This window comes from Flavihumibacter sp. UBA7668 (genome assembly GCF_002483205.1).
GTDB lineage: Bacteria > Bacteroidota > Bacteroidia > Chitinophagales > Chitinophagaceae > Flavihumibacter.
The window spans coordinates 482,645-502,787 of record NZ_DLHM01000005.1; the positions used below are offsets into that span (position 1 = coordinate 482,645).

Here is a 20,143-nt window from a genome sequence, read left to right on the forward strand (position 1 = left end):
CGACCGGTGGCACCCGGCGGGTGAAATATTTAACGGAGGGGGCGGGTGATGCCGATTTTGAGGCCGTATTCCATCAGGTTTTCCTTGATGGGATATTCTTTTTTGAAGGTGGAGAGCAGGTTGTAGCGGAATTGCGGACCAATCTGCCAGTTCACTTTTCCGGATTTATAGGTTACAAACACTTCCATGCTGCTGGCTAAATTCCATCGGCGCAATAAGGAAGGCTCACTTACATAATTACTGAAATCACCACTTAACTGAACCTGATTGGTATTCAGCAGATAACTCGGTTGCAGACTTCCTCCCAGGTTTACCTGCAGCCGCTCATCGCCAAAGAGTTTTAATTCAGCACCAATTGGCATGGAAATCTGCAGATAAGCATTATGTAACCTTGCCGGACGATTTCCCGCCAGATTACGCAGGTTGGATGTGGTTATCAGTGTGTCCGGACGGAACCCCAATGTAGGATTCAGCGCTACCATTGTTTTTTCTTTGGCATGAGCAAAAGCACCAATACTGTACCGGGTCAGGTTTATCTGCAATCCGGTTTTCAATACCAGTGCCCGATTCAGCCGATAGCGCAGACCACCTCCCAATTCAAACCCAATAGCCGGCTTATGATCTACAAATTGATTTACATTCAACCGGCTTACCATAAGTGGTGAATTCCCATAAGTAATCCAGTTTTTGCTTTCAAACAAATTTCGGTAACCAACAGAAGGCACAAAATGCACGGAAGTTTCCCACTTATTCTTGCGTGCTGGTTTGATTACCACTGTTGATGCTGTAATAGGCGGATTAGCCAATGATTTATAACGACGAACAGATGGCTGCGCTACCATTTTATTTAATTGTTCAATAACAGGGGAGGCGCTTTCCAGGTTTTCTATTTCAGGTGTCGATAACTCTGCCAACAACTGTTCGGGCGCTGCAACAACAGGGTTGCGGCTGCCAATACCTATTTGGGCAACTGCCGGAAGTACAGGTACAGTGGATAATTCATACACAGGCAAACGCAGTCGTGGTAAAACCAGGTCCCAATGTGACATGGAAAACTGATCAACATAGCCAAAATTGGCAGAAAATACAGTAGGAATAGTTACAAGGGAGGGACGAAGCTCGCGCGTAATACCCAATGGTTTTAATGCAACAGGAGCTTCAATTGCGAGCGGTGGCATAAAGGATTTGGCTCGCAGCTTTTCAATTATATCATCAACAGTAACGGTAGAAAAATGCTGGTGGTAATCGCCTTCATCTGTTTGATAAGTACTGACAGGCTTACTTTGGCGATTGGGTAATACAGTATGGGTGGCCAGCCAGTAAATACCTGACATAACCAGCAGCAGCAGTATGGCGATCATCGTTCTTCTCTTCCCGGGGTGAAACCTTCTGTAAATATTGGTCCACACCCCATCGGAAGGATACATCCTGTGTTGATCAGCATTTTCACGAAGAAACTGCTCAAATTCGTCCTCAAAAAATTGTTGCTCCATTTCTCTTCCGGTTAGGGATACCTGAACTTTTTCTAACCCTTCCCCATACTTAGAGCACTATTAGCGTCCAAACGCTGCTAACAATGACACTTTATCCTGAGGTTTTGCCATAATTTTTCTCTTAACCAGGATTTCTTCCAGCATCTGTCGGGCACGGGTATATTGAGAACGACTTGTACTTTCTTCAATGTCGAGTACGGTCGCAATCTCCTTATGGGAATAACCTTCAAGCGCATACAGGTTCAGCACGGTCCGGTAGCCTATGGGCAACATCCGGATGCACTCAATTACCTGTTTTGCCTGAACAATGGACGGAACGGATTCCTCCCTAACCTGCAAACCGGTGGCATGAATCAAATCGACATTTTCATTAAACTTCTTGTTGCGCTTCAGATGGTTAATACAGGTATGCACCATGATCCTTCTGATCCAGCCTTCCAGCGCTCCCTGGGAGCGAAAGGTGTGGATCTGGGAAAACACTTTAATAAAGCCTTCCTGCAGCATATCTTCTGCATCTTCGCGGTGATGCGCGAAGCGATAACAGACCGCCAGCATTTTTGAATTGTACTTGTGGTACAACTCTTTTTGTGACATGGGATCGTTGTTTATGCAACCATACAGGAGTGCTTCTTCCGTCATATGAGGGATTATACTATTGTAATTTAGGGAATTTTTCTTGTTCCAACACTATGTCTAAGAAAGAAGGCGGGATCACCATCCCGCCTTGCACAAGGTTTTCATCCAAAATCGGAGATTTCTAAAAACTGGCCCTCAAACTCGCTATGAAATTTGATCCTGCTGCTACAATACCACTCGAATAAGGGCGATACCGCTGATTCGTGAGGTTTTCCCATCCAATGCTTAACAACAACGCAGGCAAAACCCGGTAACTGCCTTTTAAATTAACGGTATACCAATCCGGACTAAAAGGCCTCCCAGCAGCATCCAGCGCATAGATATCGGTTTTGGATTGTTCCGATGGCGCCAGATCAGTCGCCTTTATGGCACTATTATAAACCAGATTGGCTTCCAGAGTCCAGTCCGCTTTTCGAAACTGAATAGCCAGATTCCCGAAAAAAGGCGGCGCATGCCGTAGCGGAACTTCTTTATCCGAGCCGGGGGCATCGTCCGTTTCCCTTCCCCGCGTATAATTGGCATTCATTTTAATTAACCACCAGCGGTGTACTGGTAACAATGCGGCTGCCTGTAATCCCCATACGGTAGCTTTTGCCACATTCTGAAGAGCATTGACCTGGCTGGCTGCTCCGTCAAATTCAATGCTGTCAAGCCCATTAAATGAAAATGGCCGTAACACGATGGCATCTTCCAGAATGGTGTAAAACCCGGTTAATTCCAGACGACCTGCAGGGCGACCATCCTCATCTGCCGGCAAATCATGTGCAATACCCATTTCCATATTCCAGGCATACTCCGGCTGCAAACCCGGATTCGGTACCGTTAGATTTCCCGGAGCCGATTCAAACAATTTTCCGATATCATCAATATTTGGCATCCGATACCCAGTCGAAATATGTGCATGAAGCTGCCAGTTGGCAACCGGCCGGTATACTGTTCCAAGATTAAACGTAAACGCCCCCTTTTCAATAGATGCACGTTCATATGGAAATGGAATAAAACGATCATCAAAAGCTGCTTTCAATCCGTTATAGCTGTATCGTACACCCGATGTCAGCGTTACATCTTTATGCAGATTGATTTTATAACTTCCATAGATACCTGCTGTATACCATTTGCTGTTATCCGGATAACGGCTTACGGATGCTTCCGATTCTCCTGTAGAGATATCCGTACTGCTGCCTGTAGACCCAACAGTATTGTGTACATATTCCGCTCCCCAATATAACTGGCCATTGCCCAAAGTTTTTACTGCATCAATATTGGCTGAAATGGCATCCACGGTTTCCGCCTGCCTGTTGCGTAAAGTTCTGTTAATGGTTCTGTCGAGTCTGCTTTCTGCATAATTCTGATAACCCGCAGTGATCCGTAGATTATCATACACTACCGTTTTCTGATTACTCAAAAAATGTAAAGTATGCATGCGCCATAACATAGGCCCATAATTCCATTCTGCAAATCGAAGTCTGCCGGAGCGATACTGAAGCAGCCGGTCATACCGGGGATGCATCCCCGTTCCACCATACGTGAACCCATATTGCAAGGTCATCTTATCATTGATTCGGTACTTGAGTTTCTGTAAAAAATTCCACTGCTCATACCCGGAAAACCGTTGTGTTCTCGGATCATCATTGGTGAGGATGGTATCCTTGTTGTTTCGACGGATTACATACTCCGGACGAAGATACCTGTCCTGTCCTCCGTATTTACCCATTCGCAAATCATCAAATTTGCTATAGGAAACAGAAGATAACCAGGAGATTTTTTGTCCGGCTATATTCCAATCTGCATGTACGGTATTTTCATTATTGGCACTGGAATACCGCGCAAGTGCCGTTCCTTTTACCAATCGTTTTTTATCAGCAGAGAAACGGGGTTCCAGGCTGTGAAAATCCATAACACCGCCAATGGCATCGGAGCCATAGATAAGGCTACCCGGACCGAACACCACTTCTGCGGCCTCGAGCGCAAGCGGGTCGATGCTGATTACATTTTGCAGATTCCCACTTCGGTAAATGGCATTGTTCATTCTTACTCCGTCAACCACCAATAAAACCCTATTAGTGGCAAATCCGCGAATCATGGGACTGCCGCCACCCAACTGGCTCTTCTGAATAAATACCGATCCGCTCTGTGCCAGCATATCTGCTGCAGTTTGAGGTTGCTGCAACTGAATCTGTGCACGATTTATTTTAGTGATCTTATTGGGAACCTCATTTAGTTGCTGCTCCCATTTATTAAAAGAGATGATCACTTCTCCTAATTCCTGAATTGTACTACTGTCTTTTTTTTCCTGTGCATAGACCGACTGACCTGCAATCAACAGTAATCCCATACATATAACGTACAGGAATAGGCGAATGCAGCCACGCCGGCAGATAATGCTCTGTGCTGTCATGAAATATGTTTGAAATGAAGAACCTGTTTACTCACACAAGTCCTGCTATCCAGGGTGGGGGAGCACTGGTTTCGTGTATGCCTGCAAGCAAAACACAGGTATAGATTGAAGAGGGATTATTACCTGAAATTTCAGAAGGTAGATTGAAATCGAACCATTGCGGCAGCGAACACCAAACAGACAACCATCCGGCTATTGATACAAGTGCCTGATCTTCCTGTTTGTCCTGCTTGTGCAGGAGGCGGATCAGTTTCATGTGCAGTTTGGTGTCTTCCGGATCATACAAGCCACGTACCTTCCAGGGAAGGCTGGAAGAATCTATGGCGAGTACATCAAAGAAACTTTCATTCAGCCAGATTTCTTTTCCGGGTTTGAGCCAGCGCAGTTCCTGCGGCTGAAGAAGAACGGTTGTTAATTCCGTTCCCTTCAGCGCAGTCTGCATTTTTATTTTTACGGCATGCTGGCGAATCATATGATCCACCGAGAGGTAAAGTGGAAGCAGCATGATAGCGAGTCCGATGATCGCCATCCATCGTTGTATGGATGGAGGAAGTAGCATCGCTTTATTTTCGTATCAGACTGTCAATCGGATATTTTGCTTTCATTGCATTCATGGAAGAAGTGGCCCAATCCATTACCAGTTTTTTCTGTTCAGCATCCAAAGCAGCATCTCTGTGGATAATAGTGTAGGATTTCAAGGGCATTTCACCTTCCTGTACCATTTCCACCACTTCTTCCAGCTTATGGAATTGACGGCGAAGTGCATAGTTGCCAAATTCATCAAAATTCAATTCTTTCTTTCCTTCGTTTACATGATCATCAATCCACCACCCAAATGGTTGCAGCTTGGTATACCAGGGGTAATTGGTTGAATTACTGTGACAATCATAGCAACTGGTTTTCAGTATCTGATCAATTTCTGTTGGAACAGCAGTTACACTTGTAATGGTTGCTGTGGATCCGGCACCTGTATTGTCGAGTTTTGGGCGAAAAGCCTGCAACACGATTAACAGAATCAGCAGGGAAAGAAGAATTTTCTTTATCATTTGTCTTGTATTTAGGGCTTCGCCAGGCAGTTGCCCGTCATTTCAGGTGGAATCGGCACTCCCATAAATTCCAGTATGGTGGGAGCGATATCACCTAGCTTACCTGGACTCACCTCGCCTCTCCATTCTTTATCAATTATGAAAAGCGGAACGGGATTGAGAGTATGCGCGGTATTGGGACTTCCATCCTCATTCACCATATAATCTGCATTGCCATGATCAGCCGTGAGGAAGATTGTATAACCGTGCTCAATTGCCGCCGTTACCACCCGCTCCACGCATTTGTCGACAGTTTCAATTGCTTTGATGGCTGCGGGAAAAATACCTGTATGGCCAACCATGTCAGCATTGGCATAGTTGAGACAAATGAAATCTGCTGACTCTGCAATGATTTCCGGAACCAGTGCATCGGTCAGTTCATAGGCACTCATCTCCGGCTGCAGATCATACGTAGCTACTTTGGGAGAGGGTTTGAGAATTCTTGATTCCCCTTCAAAAGGGAGTTCTCTTCCTCCGCTGAAAAAGAAGGTTACGTGCGGATATTTTTCTGTTTCTGCTATCCGAATTTGCTTTTTGCCATAAGCTGCCAGCACTTCCCCGAGTGTATTATTCAGGTTATCTGTTTCAAAAATGACCTGAACCTGCTGATAGGTTTTATCATATTCCGTCATCGTTGTATAATGCAGTGGCAGGTGATGCATGGAATAATCCGGGAAATCTTTTTGGGAGAGCACCTCCGTAATTTCACGGCAGCGATCTGTACGGAAATTAAAGCAGATTACTGCATCGCCCGCATGAATGGTAGCCAGTGGAGCCCCTTTTTCATTGGTGATAACGGTTGGCAACAGAAATTCATCTGTGATATTGGCTTCGTAAGAAGCCTGGATTGCAGAAAGGGCATTGGTGGCATACTGGCCGGTTCCTCTCACCAGTGCATCATAGGCCAGTTTTACCCGCTCCCATCGCTTGTCGCGGTCCATTGCATAGTAGCGGCCGCTGACAGAGGCGATCTTCCCGGTGGTTTGATCGAGATGAGCCTGCAGGTTAGTCATATAGGCAAGTCCGCTTTTAGGATCCGTATCCCGCCCATCCGTAAACGCATGAATAAAAACCTGGTCGAGCCCCTCTGCCTTACAAAGACTTACGATTGCTTTCAGGTGGCTGGTATGGGAATGCACTCCGCCATCGCTCACCAATCCGAGCAGGTGGAGTGGTTTGTTGTTTTCTTTGGCATACCGGATGGAGTTCAGCAGGGTGGGATTTTGCTGCAATAAGCCATCGCGGATTGCTACATTAATCCGTTGTAATTCCTGGTAAACGATGCGGCCGGCCCCGAGGTTCAGATGGCCCACTTCACTATTGCCCATTTGTCCGTCGGGCAAACCCACGGCTTCTCCGCAGGTAATGAGGGTTGTGTGTGGGTATCTGCTATACAAACTGGATACAAAAGGTGTCTGGGAATGCTGGATGGCGTCACTGGATGCTACTTTTCCGAGTCCCCAGCCGTCCATAATAACTAGGATTGCTTTTTTCATTATTGTTCTGTTCTGCTTGATTCTATCCGTAAAACTAGGTAAAAAATCAGCGAACTGGATTAGCGGAACCCTGAATTTGCAAGTTGGCACACTTTTGGGTGAGTAAGATTACCTACCGATTTTCCGTCCCCTCTGAAATACTTCGACCGTTAAATGTTAACGTATGAAAGCATTTTTTACAATTATCCTATTGAGTACCATGATCCTGATATCCGGGTTCAGAAATGGAGCAGAATTGGATTCCGTACTCGTAGCACTGAAATCAGGGAACGCTACACAACTTTCCCACCATTTTGATTCAAGGGTTGATATCAGTCTGCCTGAGAAAAGTGATAATTACAGCCGAAGCCAGGCAGTAATGGTGATCAAGGATTTTTTCACTTCGAATGGAGGAGTTAAAACCTTTGAACTGAAACATCGCGGTGATAACAATGGCTCCAATTACCTGATTGGCGTATTAATGACCAATAATGGCCGATACCGAACCACCCTTTTTATGAAACAAAAAGGCGACAAAGCTTTTTTACAGGAAATGCGTTTCCAGGAAGAATAGACCTCCAATATAGTATCACAATATTCTGAAGAAAGCTGAGCTCCCCGCCTTGTGCGGGGATTTTTCATTTCACCGGTCGGGTGCCACCGGTCAGGTGCGACTGCTTATCTTTGTTCGTATGGAGAATTTCGACAAACTTTTTGAGAAACTCGTTAAGGATGCTTTACTGGAAGATATTGGAACAGGTGATCATTCAACGCTTTGCTGTATTCCTGCCACTGAAAGCGGAACAGCCGTATTGAAAATTAAGGAAGATGGTGTGCTTGCCGGGATGGAAGCCGCAGAGCGGATTTTTCGTTACGTTGAACCTGATTGTGTTTTCCGGCCTTTTAAACGGGATGGCGATGCAATGCGAAACGGCGAAATCGCATTTGAAGTGGACGCCCGGGTTCAAACCATATTACAATGTGAACGACTCGTTTTGAATTGCATGCAGCGAATGAGCGGAATTGCCGGCTTAACCAGGCAATACACCGACCAGCTGAAAGGGTTCCATACCCGTGTGCTGGATACCCGCAAAACAACACCAAATTTCCGGCTGTTTGAAAAATGGGCAGTAGCTATTGGCGGCGGCGTTAATCATCGTTTTGCCTTGTACGATATGATTATGCTCAAAGATAATCACATTGATTATTGCGGCGGAATTACAAAAGCGGTTGAAAAAGCCTGGAACTATGTACAGGAAAAAGCACCGGGTATGTTGATCGAAGTCGAAACCCGAAGTTTAGAGGATGTGAAGGAGCTGGTAAGTTGCGGAAAAGGCAAAGTATTTCGGATTATGTTGGATAATTTCACCCCGGATAGAATTAGAGAAGCACTTCCATTAATAGGAAAGGATTTCGAAACAGAGGCCAGTGGCGGCATTAACCTTACTAACCTGGTAGATTATGCGAAAACAGGTGTAGATTTCGTAAGTGTTGGTGCCTTGATCCATCAGGCTAGAAGTGTGGATTTAAGTCTGAAAGCAGTAAAGTAGGAAATTCCAAAGGAATCAAAAAACATTAAACCGTATGAGCAAAAAAAATAAAGGCGATAAGTTTGGGTTGGTTTATTCGACTGATCCGAATTTCAGGATGGGTGAAGAAGAGGCTGAAGAGCAGGAAACGCTGGAACCGGCTAAACAGGTTTTGCGAATCTGGCTGGAAACAAAACAGCGGGGAGGTAAAGCAGTTTCACTGATTTCCGGATTTGTGGGTACCGCCGATGATCTTGAAAAACTGGGCAAACAACTCAAAAATTTTTGCGGAACAGGTGGTTCTGTAAAAGATGGAGAAATCTTAATACAGGGCGATCATCGCGACAAAATTCTTGGCTGGTTAACCAAACAGGGATACACCAAAACAAAAAAAGTCTGAATCCTGCGAAAGATTCAGACTTCAGGTTGGAAAACGTTTAAACCAAATAATTAGATGCAGCTCCCAGTTAGTAACCAATTGCTCAATTTGAATACGCTTTTTTTACTCGATGCTACCGAAGCTGCACTCGGGCTTTATCAGCTCATCTTTGTTTGTGCGGTGCTTTTATCACTTTACAGTGCCTATACCTGGTATGAAGGCCGGCGCGATAAAGAACCGCTGGTTGAAAGAAAAGGCAGGATTTTATTTTTACTCGCAATTATTACAATGGTGGCCGTTTCTTTTGTTTCATATGCCATTACCGGGCAACTCCCGTTTTAAATTATTAGTTGATGGTTATTTAATTGTCAGAGGCATATAGTTGTTTTCAAGACTACCATCCGCATAGAGCTTTAAGATCGCATAACCGGGTGGTGTTTCCTGGTAATAATAAGGCGCTGCAGATCGTTTATCTCCTTCACCCCACCAGAAACCACTCATAGCTCCATTACAGAAATAATGAACGCCATTGTACCAGGCCCGGTCAAGCAGGTGTTGATGACCACTCAGACAAACTTTAACCTGATCTTTGTATTGATAGAATAATTTCTTCAGCTCCTTATGATCTTTATGCTGTCCCCCTTCAAAGGTTCCGGTTACCGTCAAAATTGGATAATGCGACATCAGTAAGGCAAATTCTCCTTTTTTAATTTCGCTTAATTTAAGCTTCAGCCATTCCATTTGTTCGGGATCCAGCGTGATACCCGGATTATTTCCATCCAGCACTATAAAATGCCAGTTTTTCTTTTGGAAATGATAATAACGATGCGGCATACTCGCCCGTTTGGCCGCATAGGCTACACCATACATGGGATCTTCTTTTGAAGGAGCTGCCCACCAGGGATCATGATTCCCGATACAGCTATATACTTCGTATGCTTTTAAGGAGCTCATACAGTTGTCCCATGTTTTCCATTGTTCCAGCACGCGGTCTCTGGTTATGTCACTATAATCAGCTGCATGTATGGAATCACCGGTATTCAGGAAAAAATCAATGCGGTTTTTTTTGATAGTTTCAAGACAGCGCAGGAAACGATTGGGTATATCATCATCCGGCCGGATATGTACATCTGTAATATGCGCCAGGGTTAATACCGGTTTGGATTCGCTGGAAAGGGTATTCGCCAATCCGGCAGTTGGAATCCCTGCCAGGGATAATGGAGCCAGGGATAAAAAACTTCTTCTTTTCATGATTATCTGCTTAATAATACAGCGCCATCATTTAAAAGAACGAAGCCTGCGCCGGTTAAGGCCGGCTCCGTTCCTAATCAAAACTGACTGCTAACTGCTCATTGCCAACCAGCCGGTTGGGTAAGATTTTTATTCAAAATGGTTTGTTCCTGTGGTATAGGGAAATAATAATATTTAGGCTCAATAAAACTTCTTGGCTGTTGCCGGTCTTTTCCAAAAAGGATGGCACCGGAATCCGTGTTTTCCAAATAGAAACTTTGATCGGTAAGGTAAAACTTGATGAGTTTGCTCTTAATTTCTGAAGGCAAATGATTAATCGGATCCTCCGCTCCCTGCTCTTTCAGAATGGCAATATCTTCTTTTCCGTCACCTGTAACATCGTAGGCGCCCAGTGCCGGCAAATACATTCCTTTTGAATGAATGCCCAGTAAACGCCCGGCTTTCCATCTGTACAGATCATCAAAACGGAAACCTTCACAGGCCAGTTCAATTCTGCGTTCTCTTCTTATTTCAAGCAAAACACCTTTATTTGTTCCACTAACCAGCGGGTATTTTTGTGCCTGGTAAGCATCAGGTGCTGCATTTGATGTAACAAGGCTGAGATCAGGCATACCTACCCGACGTCTTAGTCTGTTTACTGTTTGGTCAAGATCTGTTTGTGTGAGGGTACCCAGTTCTGCTTTTGCCTCTGCATTGATCAGTAGAACTTCGGCATAGCGGTAAATTGGCAGATCGGTATAATTCAATCCCCATCCTCCACGAAGGGCGGGATCTCTGGGGAAGAATTTGATCTGCAAATAACCACCGAAATTGGGTTTGATTACAAAAGGCGCATTGGCAGGTGCCGTTGCGAATCCGGGTGGCATAATGGTTTCCTGCAGACGAGGATCGCGATTTTGAAAAACTTCTACAAAGGGTTTTTTATCAAAATCTGGAACACTGGTAAATGGACTGCCATCGCTCATCAGAAAATCATTCATCAGGTCAGCACTTAATGCCCATTGCCAATCCATCACCACATGTGTGTTATTGGCCACACCTTCGTCTTTGTTGTTTTTCTGTAGAAAAATAACTTCTTTATTTGCTGATAAATTATTGCTTGAAAACAGGGCTCGATAATCGGTTGCATTGGCGCCTGTAGAATAGATGGTGAAACCACCATTAGCCATGATTTCCTGAGTTGCTGTTGCTGCTCTTTCCAGAAAGCCGGCGGCAGTTGATTCCAGTCCCAGTTCGTCATGATATTTTCTATAGGTGCCTTCATGCAGGGCAATTCTGGATAATAACTGAAGGGCAGCCCAACGGGTTAGCTGTGTATTGTTGGTGAGCGATGGAAGGATATTTGCAGCGGCAAATTCCAGGTCGTTCATAACCGAATCAACTACCAGTTCCCGACTATCTTTGGGTTTGTAAAGTAGCTCTTCATCACTTGTGCCGATTACGGAACCATACCAGGGAACATCGCCATAACGCTTTACCATATTGTAATAAAAATTGGCGCGGAATAAACGGGCGATTCCGATATAGTGGTTGATGGTAGTCTGGTCGCCGCTTGTTTTGCCAACATTTTGCAGCATAAAATTAATACTGCGTAATGTGCCCCAGTTATTCCATCCACCTACTGTAGCTGGTGTAATGCCTCCTCTTACCAGATTGTCAACATCACTCGATCCTGTATATACAGAAATATTATCAGAATAAAGATCATCCCATCTGGAACGGATCTGGCTGTAGAATCCGTTGGTATAGGTTTGAAGATCTGATGGTGTATTGAAGAAATCTTCTTTGGTAATCGAGGTTTGTGGTGTACGCTGCAGGAAATCTTTTTCACAGGAAGCGAAAAACACTCCCATCAGTATACATAAACGAATTGCGTATTTCATGGTTCAGTTCGCTTTAAGATTAATAATTCAGGTTCAGGCCAATCGAATAAGTGCGTTGAAACGGATAAGCTGCTCCCGAACTGCTTCCCGCACTCAGAGATTCAGGATCCAGTTTCACTTTTACTTTACTTATTTCAAACGCATTTTCCGCACTCAGGTAAAAGCGGATTTTATTGAACTTCAGACGCTTTGTCCAGGCAGCCGGTAATGAATAACCCAGCGTAATATTCTTCATCCGCATATACGCAGCATTTTGCATATAGCGCTTGTTGGGTATACCCAGCTGGGCCATATTGTCTTCGGCAGCATAAGCACGAACCGCCGGGAAATAAGCATTCGGATTTTCAGGCGTCCAATGATCCAGGTTCTGCTTGGTTACATTGGTCCAGGGTTGCGCAAATATTCCCCAGAAATAAACATTGGATGCACCGGGATACCAGTCTCTTTTTCCAATTCCCTGAAAGAACAGGCGTAGATCAAATCCTTTCCATCCAGCTGAAAGGTCAACTCCATAAGGATATCGTGCACTGCTGTTTCCAACTTTAAACAGATCACCCGGGTTATCCACGGTTCTTTCACCCATATCAACAACGCCGTCTTTATTTCGGTCAGCAAACTTTGGATCTCCAACAAAGAATTGATAACCCTGATCATCTGTTCCCATGGCACGCTGATCGGGATGTTGTTCCAGGTCTTCTTCATTCTGAAAAAATCCTTCAATTTCAGCTCCCCATATTTCTCCAATTTCCTGTCCCTCATAATAATTGCTCAGCAACTTACGTGGGTTATCAAATCGGGTAATCCAGGAGCGATTGTCAGCCAGTGTAAATGTGAGGTTGTAATGAAACGCAGAGCCGCCAAGCATAGCGTTATCGCGCCAGCCCAACCGCATTTCCCATCCTTTCGTTTTTAAATCACCGGAGTTTTCACGTGGTACGCCTGTTCCAAAAACAGCAGGAAGGGTTTTACCCGGAATCAGCATGTCATTGGTATAGCGGGTGTATTTATCAAAATTGAGTTGCAGGCGATTTTTAAAGAAAGCCAGATCAACACCCAAATTAACCGTACTTATTTTTTCCCAGCTGAAATTATCAGACACTGCTCCGGGGGCATATACTGCCATCGGACGTCCGGTTCCCAGAATATAACTTACCTGACCATTGGACATGGTAGGGATATAGGCGTATTCACTTACAGATGCCTGATTTCCCAAAGTGCCATAGGAAGCTCTGAGTTTAAAATGATCCAGTCCGATTCGCTGATTGATTCCACGGAAAAAAGATTCCTCCGAAACAACCCAGCCGGCAGAAGCAGATGGGAAAAATCCCCATCTTTTATCCTGCGGAAAACGGGAAGATCCATCATAGCGGCCATTAAACTCCAACAGGTACTTTGAATCGTAATGATATCCCAAACGATAAAATATACCCTGAACGGCCCAGTCAACAATTGACTCAGTTTCAGTCATTGTTCCTGTGCTGAGTCCGATTGATGGAAGTGAGGTGGAGATGATATTATTTCGGGTAGCACTGAATTGTTGGTTGATGCGGTATTCCTGATTGTATCCAACCAATGCCTGCAGGTTATGCTTCCCAAATTCTTTGTGGAAATCGGTATACAGGTTTACTACATTGTACTGGGTGGTACTGTTCTGACTTCTTGCCCAGCTGGTAGTAGCACCGGTATAAGCGACAGGATTATTAGGTCCGTTTTTATAAGGAATGGGTATGTCGTAGGAGCGGGTCGTACTGGAGCCTCTGCGAATGCTGTAATCTGCTTTAATGTTCCAGATATTTTTGATAATCGCAGCATTGGCAGAAAACGTTGTCTGGAATTCATTCAGACGGGTCCTTGCACGTCCGCCTGTTTGTAAACTTCCCAGTATGGAAGCTCCGGCTGAAGTCCAGGTGCCATCCGGATTTTTCGGTACATCCAGCGGATTGGTACGATTCACATTCCAGAAGAAATTGCCATCCAGAAATACCGGTGCTTCGTATTGAGAACTGGTAATAAGTGTATTGTTGGAGAAGGTCAGCCAGTCAGTGATTTTCAGATCGGCTTTGCCCCGCATATTATAGCGCTTAAAGACATCGTTTCCGTATTTCAGCAGTCCATCCTGCTGGTAGTAGTCTCCCGATAAATAATAGCTCAGCTTTTCTGTTTTTTGAGAAAGACTAAGGTTGGTATTATAGGTAGGCGCCTTGCTCATATACGCTTCATCCAGCCAGTTGGTGGAACCGAAATAGGCCCAGTTTTCCGGGTTAGCCGGACTTGGAATTACTGCCGGAAGAGAAGGGTTTTCGGATCGTTGTTTCGCATACTCACGTACTGCTTCCGGGTATAAATTATACAGGGGAACTGCAGCTTTGTGTTTGAGATCCATTACCGTATATGGATCAGTTACCAGCTCAGGTAATTTTCCCACTGTTCGAAAGGCTACCGTCGAATTGAGGCTTACATTGAGTTTGCTTCCTTTGGCTGATTTGGTGGTTATCAGAACAACTCCAAATGCTGCTCTCGCTCCATAAATTGCTGCGGAAGATGCGTCTTTCAAAACGGTTACCGTTTCAATATCATTGGGATTGATCCGCGCAACCTCGTCTGAAGTAAAGGGCACATTATCTACCACAATCAACGGATCGCCTCCATTCAGACTGGTAAATCCCCTGATATTGAAAGCCGGATTACTCGTAGCCCGGCCATTCGACTGGGTAATATTCAGGTTGGGAATTAAGCCTTGCAAACCGGCACCCACATTCGCAATCGGACGGCTTTCCAATTGCTTCGATGTGATCATATCCACCGCTCCGGTCAGGTTTACTTTTTTCTGAATACCAAAACCGACCATCACCACTTCCTCCAGATTTTTATCTCCCGGAACTAAACGGATCGCCAGATCATTGCTTCCCTGTACGCGGATTTCCTGTGTAATATATCCGATATAGGATATTTCCAGAATATTGTTATCTGTGGCTTCTATTTCAAACTGCCCCTGGTTATTGGTATAGGTGCCGGAATTGGAGTTTTTTATCCGTACACTTACATTGGATAAAGGCTGACCATTTTCATCCAGGATTTTTCCTTTTATAATCCTGCTTTCTACTTCTTTATCTTCCCTTACAACAATCAGATTATTGTTTAGCAGTTTGTATCTCAAACTGGTATTGCGCAACACTTTTTCAAGAACGGAATGAATGGAGGCGTTTTCGACTTCCAGATTAACCTTTAGATCGGATGGGAGTTTCCCATCTTCATATAAAAAACGATAATTGGTTTTTTTCTGAAGCAGGTTAAAGAATTTTTTCAGTTCGAGGTTTTTAACTGACACGGTAACTTCCTGCTGGGAGTAGCCTGTAGCAGAAGCGTGCAGACAAATACCGATTAAAAGAATAGCAGTTAGTTTCATAATTACCAGCAGTTTGCGAAAGTTCTGGTGGATACCCCAATAAGACAGGGGTATACGATTTTTTTGCATAATTTTGGAATCTTACGTTTAAAGATGGGCATAGCTGTCCGCTCAAAGAGAGCCGATGCCTTTTTTGACTAAGTCTTAAGGGAGATGTGACCGCATCTCTCTTTTTTGTTTGTTTTGGATGATTACATAAGCAGCAGGTTTGGTGATTATTCAGGGTGGTTATTCAATACTTATTTCTCTTCCATTAATGGTGTAATCAAAATCATTCAGGAGTTGCAAAGCCTTTAAAGCTTCCTCAATATTTTCTTTTTCAAGAATTCCTGAAACCTGTTTTGATGCAATTTTCTCATTCATCAGATGGATATCAACAGAATACCATTTTTCCATTTTCTCCAACACATCTTCCAGTGCTTCATTGTCAAATACCAGGCGGTTTTCTATCCAGGACACCTCCGGAATGACAGCAGCCAGCGAACTCTCTTTTAATGAATCAATTGTGTAGGTAGTCGATGTTGACAATACGGGCTTTTTAACCGTGCTTGATTTTAGAGTGGAATTAATCTCCGGCACTTCGAACGTTATTTTTTCATTCGGGTGCAATTGGATTTTCCTGCCCGGCATAGTAGCACTCGACAATTCAACCAATCCTCTAAGTAAAGAGGTTTGAACTTTTTCCGTACCCGGATAACTGCGTACATTAAAAGCGGTTCCTTTCACCAGGATATCAATTGTTTTTGCATGTACGATGAAGGGGATATCTTCATTATGGGTTACATCAAAAAAGGCTTCTCCGGTAAGGGTTACTTCCCGTTTCGATTGTCCGAAATCAGCATTGTAATGAATGGTACTTTCACTGTTTAGCCATACTGTTGTTCCATCCGGAAGGATCGTTTTTGATCTGGTGCCAGGCATGGTGGCAAACTGATTTTTTGACAGATCTGATATGTTTGGATTTTTGCTGGAATAATAATAAAACAGGGATGCGCCAACTACAACAAATAGTCCGATGGCAGCTATAGCTTTCCATCGGTGCAGCAGGAAGGGTAGTTTTTTCCCGTTAAATTCCTCTTGATCAGAAGGGGGATGTATTTCAGTATCGACCTCATTAAATTCTTTATCAAACCGGATCTTTAACCGGCCCAAGGCCTGTCGTTTTTTCTCTGGATTTTCCTGATCGTTTATTACAGGATGATCAAAATATTGTGCATACAGATCGGCTTTATAAGCCAATTCCGGATCATTTTTCAACCTGTGTTCCAGTTCTTCCAGTTCCTGAGAACTGGCTTCCTGGGAAAGCTTTCGGGCGATTAAGTAATAAATTCTGTTGTCTGATTTCAATTGAACAGCATTAGTGCTGCCAATAGGATCCGGTTTTTGGAATAATCACCTAAGCAGACGAATTATTTTTTTACGGAAAGTTTAAGCGATTCAATGATTTTCTTTGAAGCGATTGCCATTTGCGCATCAATTGTTTTAACGGAAATGCTGAGTAATTGCGCTATTTCCTTGTATTTCAATCCGTCTTCCCGAACGAGTTTAAAAATGAGTTTACATTTTGGTGGCAATGATTCGATGGCCTGCTGAATGGTATAAAATAATTCTTTGGTAACCAGCAAATCTTCCGGATTCTGTGTGGTGGAGCCAATCTGTTCAATTAGATAATCGTCCAGCAGGTAATTGAAGCGGCCTTTGTTTTTCCGGATATGCCGCAGCGACAGATTTTTTACTGAAACGTAGAGATAGATTTTGATGTTTTCAATTTCCAATAAACGCAAACGATTGCGCCAAATATTTATGAAGGTATCAGATACAATTTCTTCTGCAGATTTTTCATCTTTCAGTAAAGAGTAAGAGAAGTTGAAAAGATAGTCGTAATAATGTAGGTATAATTTTTCAAATGCCTGATGATCACCGAATAGTGCGATCTGTTCAACCCAATATTGTACCTCAGGTGATTTTGGCATATCGTTAAAATGATGCTTTTCAAATTAAGTATACGACAATTTTAGAAAAACAAAATAAACTGAAGGTTAAGCCTGCTTCCTGTGAATTCCTTTTGGAGTGCCAGATTTAATAAAAAAAACCGGCCCATTCCGGACCGGCTTTTTCACCTCTCACCTTTCACTTTTAACCTTTCACTTCCCTCACTGTCCCTGCGCCAGACTATAGGCTTTCTTATCTCCCCACATATTCAGAATTTCAGTAGAGCAGATTTTAAAATCCTTCATCAGACGTTTATAGAGTTCCATAATATCGGTTTGTGTTACTGCGGCGTCGCCAATGCTTTCAAAGCGACAGCTGTATTGATTTACCAGATTGGTAAAGGATGATCCCTTAGGCCATACCTGCGTACCTCTGTTGGCGATAGTAATTAATTTGAAAAGATCTCCTGTATGCAGCAGGCATTTTTCGGCTACTGCTAATGGCTGCTCTGAGCTTTCGATGAACATATCCACTCCAACTATAATCTCATTCTCCAGCTCTTTGGACATGATCAGTGGGTTTTCGGCCAGTTTAAAAGAGGTAGGTGTAATGGGTTTATTCGGCAATATTGGACGTGCCAGATGGGCGGGTTGTTTGCCCAGGTTGGCAATAATCGCGTCAGCAAATTGAGTTGTATTTACCGATTGGGTAGAGCGATCTCCAAAATCACCGGTATGAACACCTGATTCCAGTGTATATAGCAGGGCATTTTCTATAACAGCTGCATTTTCCATCAGTCCCAGATGGCGCAGCATGGCAATTCCGCTTAAAAGAAGGGCTGTTGGGTTGGCGATGTTTTTCCCTGCAATATCCGGAGCTGTTCCGTGCACAGCTTCAAAAATGCAGATGTGGTCACCAATATTTGCGGATGGTGCAAATCCGAGTCCGCCAATTAGTCCGGCACAAAGATCACTCACGATATCACCCTGAAGATTGGTCAGAACAACCACATCGAATTCATTTGGGCGGCTCACCAGCTTCATACAAAGATCATCTACAATAACATCGTCCGCTTTCAGGTGTGGGTACTCTTTGGCTACTTCATAAAACACTTCGAGGAATAACCCATCCGTAATTTTCATAATGTTTGCCTTGTGTCCGCATGTGATACGGCGCGCCCCATTCTTACTGGCCATTTCAAAAGCATATTTGATAACCTGCAGGCTGCCCGGACGGGTAATGAAACGGCGGCTCAGAGCAACATCATGGGTTAACATATGTTCGATTCCGCCATAGGTATCTTCAATATTCTCACGTACTATGGTAAGATCGATGGGGATTCCGGCTTTACTGAATACGGTATCCACGCCATGCAGGGTTTGGAAGGCCCGTTTGTTGGCATAGGTATTCCAGGTTTTCCGTGCGGTAACATTTACACTTTTAACTCCTTTTCCTTTGGGGGTTTCCATTGGTCCTTTAAACAGAATGGAAAGATTTTCAATTGTTTGCTGGGCTTCCGGCGTCATCCCGTTGGAATATCCTTTGTCAAACACCCACTTACCCATTTCAACAAATTCATATTCGAGGGGTACCTGGTTAGCCTGGAAAATATGTAATACGGAATCCATGATTTCCGGACCAATACCATCGCCTTTAGCTACAGCTATTTTCATATATTTTACAATTGAAGATTGAATGTTAGGTGGCGCAAATGTACGTTGGGGGGAGCAGGAAATTGCCAAAAAATGAACAAAAACTGGCATCGGCGGTTGATTTTATATACCTTTAAACAAATTCTTCGGAATGAACAGTATTACCACACAGGGTGTAGAGGTGAGTGTGGAAACCTATTACCAGCCCGACTATTCGAATCCGATGTCGGGTGAGTTCATGTTCGCTTACCGCATTACCATTGAAAACCACAATAGTTTCCCAATCAAACTGCATCGCAGGCATTGGTTTATTTTCGATTCCAATGGCGAATACCGCGAAGTGGAGGGGGAGGGGGTTGTTGGTGTTCAACCCGTTTTATATCCCGGCGAACGCTACCAGTATGTCAGCGGCTGCAATCTGCGTTCCGAAATGGGCCGTATGTCAGGCACGTATCAAATGGAAAATATCGACACCAAAAAAAACTTCATCGTTAATATTCCTGCATTTGAAATGATTGTACCGTTCAAGAACAACTGAGGAAGTTGGAAGTTGGAAGTTGGAAGTGGAAGTTAGGAAGTTATAGGGTGATTTTTTTTAAATGTCTTTATTGATGCGGTGAAAATGGCAGTTAGTTCATCTGCTTCTTTTCTAAGCGTAATAATTTGTTGATTTTCCTTATTTAATTCAACACGCAGATCCAGCCAAAACCTGGATTCATCCGCTTCTTCAATCACCAATCCCAGTTTTGAAATGAATTCTTTTGGACTTCTTGCTTTGCCTGCCGCGCGATAGTTCGCAGCCATTCCAGTGGCTGATCTTGCCAATTGATTTTTTATTACAATATTGCCAGTTGTAGGAAAAAGTCCATCTGATAACCCTAATACCTTTAATGCAAACTCTTTTGTTCGTTGTTTTAATTCTTCATTACCCATACGGGCAAATTAGTAAAGCAGAATGGTTCTGAAAAGAGTGAAAAAACCCCTTTTGGAAGTATGAAGTGGGAAGTGGGAAGTTAGAAGTTAG

The 20,143-nt window shown here is 43.8% G+C and carries 18 protein-coding genes; 5 read left to right on the top strand and 13 right to left on the bottom strand.

Annotated elements, in window-relative coordinates:
* Nucleotides 1–29: 29 nt before the first annotated feature.
* From B2746_RS14140 to gpmI, 6 genes are all read right to left on the bottom strand, one after another.
* The gene (locus B2746_RS14140; protein WP_290795154.1) at nucleotides 30–1,493 is read right to left on the bottom strand and encodes a hypothetical protein; all 1,464 of its coding nucleotides are present in this window, start codon (nucleotides 1,491–1,493) and stop codon (nucleotides 30–32) included.
* A 60-nt stretch (nucleotides 1,494–1,553) separates the two neighbouring features.
* Nucleotides 1,554–2,132, bottom strand: a complete 579-nt coding sequence (locus B2746_RS14145) for an RNA polymerase sigma factor (protein WP_290795155.1) — start codon at nucleotides 2,130–2,132, stop codon at nucleotides 1,554–1,556.
* A 118-nt stretch (nucleotides 2,133–2,250) separates the two neighbouring features.
* Nucleotides 2,251–4,527 (bottom strand): TonB-dependent receptor plug domain-containing protein, encoded by a 2,277-nt coding sequence (locus B2746_RS14150; RefSeq protein ID WP_290795160.1) that lies wholly within the window; start codon nucleotides 4,525–4,527, stop codon nucleotides 2,251–2,253.
* 31 nt (nucleotides 4,528–4,558) lie between these two features.
* Nucleotides 4,559–5,086 (bottom strand): hypothetical protein, encoded by a 528-nt coding sequence (locus B2746_RS14155; RefSeq protein WP_290795162.1) that lies wholly within the window; start codon nucleotides 5,084–5,086, stop codon nucleotides 4,559–4,561.
* A gap of 4 nt (nucleotides 5,087–5,090) precedes the next feature.
* Complete coding sequence (locus B2746_RS14160; protein WP_290795164.1) at nucleotides 5,091–5,573, bottom strand: heme-binding domain-containing protein; 483 nt, start codon at nucleotides 5,571–5,573, stop codon at nucleotides 5,091–5,093.
* Nucleotides 5,574–5,584: 11 nt separating this feature from the next.
* Nucleotides 5,585–7,108 carry a 2,3-bisphosphoglycerate-independent phosphoglycerate mutase gene (gene gpmI, locus B2746_RS14165; protein ID WP_290795166.1) on the bottom strand — a complete coding sequence of 508 codons (1,524 nt, stop codon included), beginning with the start codon at nucleotides 7,106–7,108 and terminating at the stop codon, nucleotides 5,585–5,587.
* Nucleotides 7,109–7,271: 163 nt separating this feature from the next.
* Here gpmI and B2746_RS14170 point away from each other — a divergent pair, with 163 nt between their 5' ends.
* From B2746_RS14170 to B2746_RS14185, 4 genes are all read left to right on the top strand, one after another.
* Nucleotides 7,272–7,661, top strand: a complete 390-nt coding sequence (locus B2746_RS14170; protein WP_290795168.1) for a DUF4783 domain-containing protein — start codon at nucleotides 7,272–7,274, stop codon at nucleotides 7,659–7,661.
* 118 nt (nucleotides 7,662–7,779) lie between these two features.
* Nucleotides 7,780–8,637, top strand: coding sequence for a carboxylating nicotinate-nucleotide diphosphorylase (nadC, locus tag B2746_RS14175; RefSeq protein WP_290795170.1), 858 nt, complete (start codon nucleotides 7,780–7,782; stop codon nucleotides 8,635–8,637).
* A gap of 34 nt (nucleotides 8,638–8,671) precedes the next feature.
* Nucleotides 8,672–9,016, top strand: coding sequence for a translation initiation factor (locus B2746_RS14180; protein ID WP_290795173.1), 345 nt, complete (start codon nucleotides 8,672–8,674; stop codon nucleotides 9,014–9,016).
* A gap of 87 nt (nucleotides 9,017–9,103) precedes the next feature.
* Nucleotides 9,104–9,337, top strand: coding sequence for a hypothetical protein (locus tag B2746_RS14185; protein ID WP_290795175.1), 234 nt, complete (start codon nucleotides 9,104–9,106; stop codon nucleotides 9,335–9,337).
* A 15-nt stretch (nucleotides 9,338–9,352) separates the two neighbouring features.
* Here B2746_RS14185 and B2746_RS14190 read toward each other — a convergent pair whose 3' ends face one another.
* The 6 genes from B2746_RS14190 to B2746_RS14215 all read right to left on the bottom strand — a co-directional run bounded on the left by B2746_RS14190 (nucleotide 9,353) and on the right by B2746_RS14215 (nucleotide 19,140).
* Nucleotides 9,353–10,246 (bottom strand): metallophosphoesterase family protein, encoded by an 894-nt coding sequence (locus tag B2746_RS14190; RefSeq protein ID WP_290795177.1) that lies wholly within the window; start codon nucleotides 10,244–10,246, stop codon nucleotides 9,353–9,355.
* A gap of 98 nt (nucleotides 10,247–10,344) precedes the next feature.
* Entirely contained in the window at nucleotides 10,345–12,129 is a 1,785-nt protein-coding gene (locus B2746_RS14195) for a RagB/SusD family nutrient uptake outer membrane protein (RefSeq protein ID WP_290795180.1), read from the bottom strand.
* 19 nt (nucleotides 12,130–12,148) lie between these two features.
* Complete coding sequence (locus B2746_RS14200; protein ID WP_290795182.1) at nucleotides 12,149–15,604, bottom strand: SusC/RagA family TonB-linked outer membrane protein; 3,456 nt, start codon at nucleotides 15,602–15,604, stop codon at nucleotides 12,149–12,151.
* Between the two features lie 159 nt (nucleotides 15,605–15,763).
* On the bottom strand, nucleotides 15,764–16,882 hold the full coding sequence (locus B2746_RS14205) for a FecR family protein (protein ID WP_290795185.1): 1,119 nt from the start codon (nucleotides 16,880–16,882) through the stop codon (nucleotides 15,764–15,766).
* A 62-nt stretch (nucleotides 16,883–16,944) separates the two neighbouring features.
* Entirely contained in the window at nucleotides 16,945–17,508 is a 564-nt protein-coding gene (locus B2746_RS14210) for an RNA polymerase sigma-70 factor (protein ID WP_290795187.1), read from the bottom strand.
* Nucleotides 17,509–17,688: 180 nt separating this feature from the next.
* A complete protein-coding gene (locus B2746_RS14215; protein ID WP_290795189.1) occupies nucleotides 17,689–19,140 on the bottom strand; it encodes an NADP-dependent isocitrate dehydrogenase in 1,452 nt (483 codons plus the stop codon).
* A gap of 130 nt (nucleotides 19,141–19,270) precedes the next feature.
* On the opposite strand from B2746_RS14215, the gene apaG reads away from it, so the two are divergent.
* A complete protein-coding gene (apaG, locus tag B2746_RS14220) occupies nucleotides 19,271–19,657 on the top strand; it encodes a Co2+/Mg2+ efflux protein ApaG (protein WP_290795191.1) in 387 nt (128 codons plus the stop codon).
* Between the two features lie 32 nt (nucleotides 19,658–19,689).
* Here apaG and B2746_RS14225 read toward each other — a convergent pair whose 3' ends face one another.
* Nucleotides 19,690–20,052, bottom strand: coding sequence for a four helix bundle protein (locus tag B2746_RS14225; protein WP_290795193.1), 363 nt, complete (start codon nucleotides 20,050–20,052; stop codon nucleotides 19,690–19,692).
* Nucleotides 20,053–20,143 lie beyond the last annotated feature (91 nt).

Excerpts from the sequence above, each read along its gene's own strand:
- B2746_RS14160 (WP_290795164.1), bottom strand. The coding sequence starts at position 5,573 with ATGATAAAGAAAATTCTTCTTTCCCTGCTGATTCTGTTAATCGTGTTG.
- B2746_RS14180 (WP_290795173.1), top strand. The coding sequence starts at position 8,672 with ATGAGCAAAAAAAATAAAGGCGATAAGTTTGGGTTGGTTTATTCGACT.
- B2746_RS14225 (WP_290795193.1), bottom strand. The coding sequence starts at position 20,052 with ATGGGTAATGAAGAATTAAAACAACGAACAAAAGAGTTTGCATTAAAG.
- B2746_RS14170 (WP_290795168.1), top strand. The coding sequence starts at position 7,272 with ATGAAAGCATTTTTTACAATTATCCTATTGAGTACCATGATCCTGATA.
- B2746_RS14150 (WP_290795160.1), bottom strand. The coding sequence starts at position 4,527 with ATGACAGCACAGAGCATTATCTGCCGGCGTGGCTGCATTCGCCTATTC.
- gpmI (WP_290795166.1), bottom strand. The coding sequence starts at position 7,108 with ATGAAAAAAGCAATCCTAGTTATTATGGACGGCTGGGGACTCGGAAAA.
- B2746_RS14195 (WP_290795180.1), bottom strand. The coding sequence starts at position 12,129 with ATGAAATACGCAATTCGTTTATGTATACTGATGGGAGTGTTTTTCGCT.
- B2746_RS14190 (WP_290795177.1), bottom strand. The coding sequence starts at position 10,246 with ATGAAAAGAAGAAGTTTTTTATCCCTGGCTCCATTATCCCTGGCAGGG.
- nadC (WP_290795170.1), top strand. The coding sequence starts at position 7,780 with ATGGAGAATTTCGACAAACTTTTTGAGAAACTCGTTAAGGATGCTTTA.
- apaG (WP_290795191.1), top strand. The coding sequence starts at position 19,271 with ATGAACAGTATTACCACACAGGGTGTAGAGGTGAGTGTGGAAACCTAT.
- B2746_RS14145 (WP_290795155.1), bottom strand. The coding sequence starts at position 2,132 with ATGACGGAAGAAGCACTCCTGTATGGTTGCATAAACAACGATCCCATG.
- B2746_RS14155 (WP_290795162.1), bottom strand. The coding sequence starts at position 5,086 with ATGCTACTTCCTCCATCCATACAACGATGGATGGCGATCATCGGACTC.
- B2746_RS14215 (WP_290795189.1), bottom strand. The coding sequence starts at position 19,140 with ATGAAAATAGCTGTAGCTAAAGGCGATGGTATTGGTCCGGAAATCATG.
- B2746_RS14140 (WP_290795154.1), bottom strand. The coding sequence starts at position 1,493 with ATGGAGCAACAATTTTTTGAGGACGAATTTGAGCAGTTTCTTCGTGAA.
- B2746_RS14200 (WP_290795182.1), bottom strand. The coding sequence starts at position 15,604 with ATGCAAAAAAATCGTATACCCCTGTCTTATTGGGGTATCCACCAGAAC.
- B2746_RS14210 (WP_290795187.1), bottom strand. The coding sequence starts at position 17,508 with ATGCCAAAATCACCTGAGGTACAATATTGGGTTGAACAGATCGCACTA.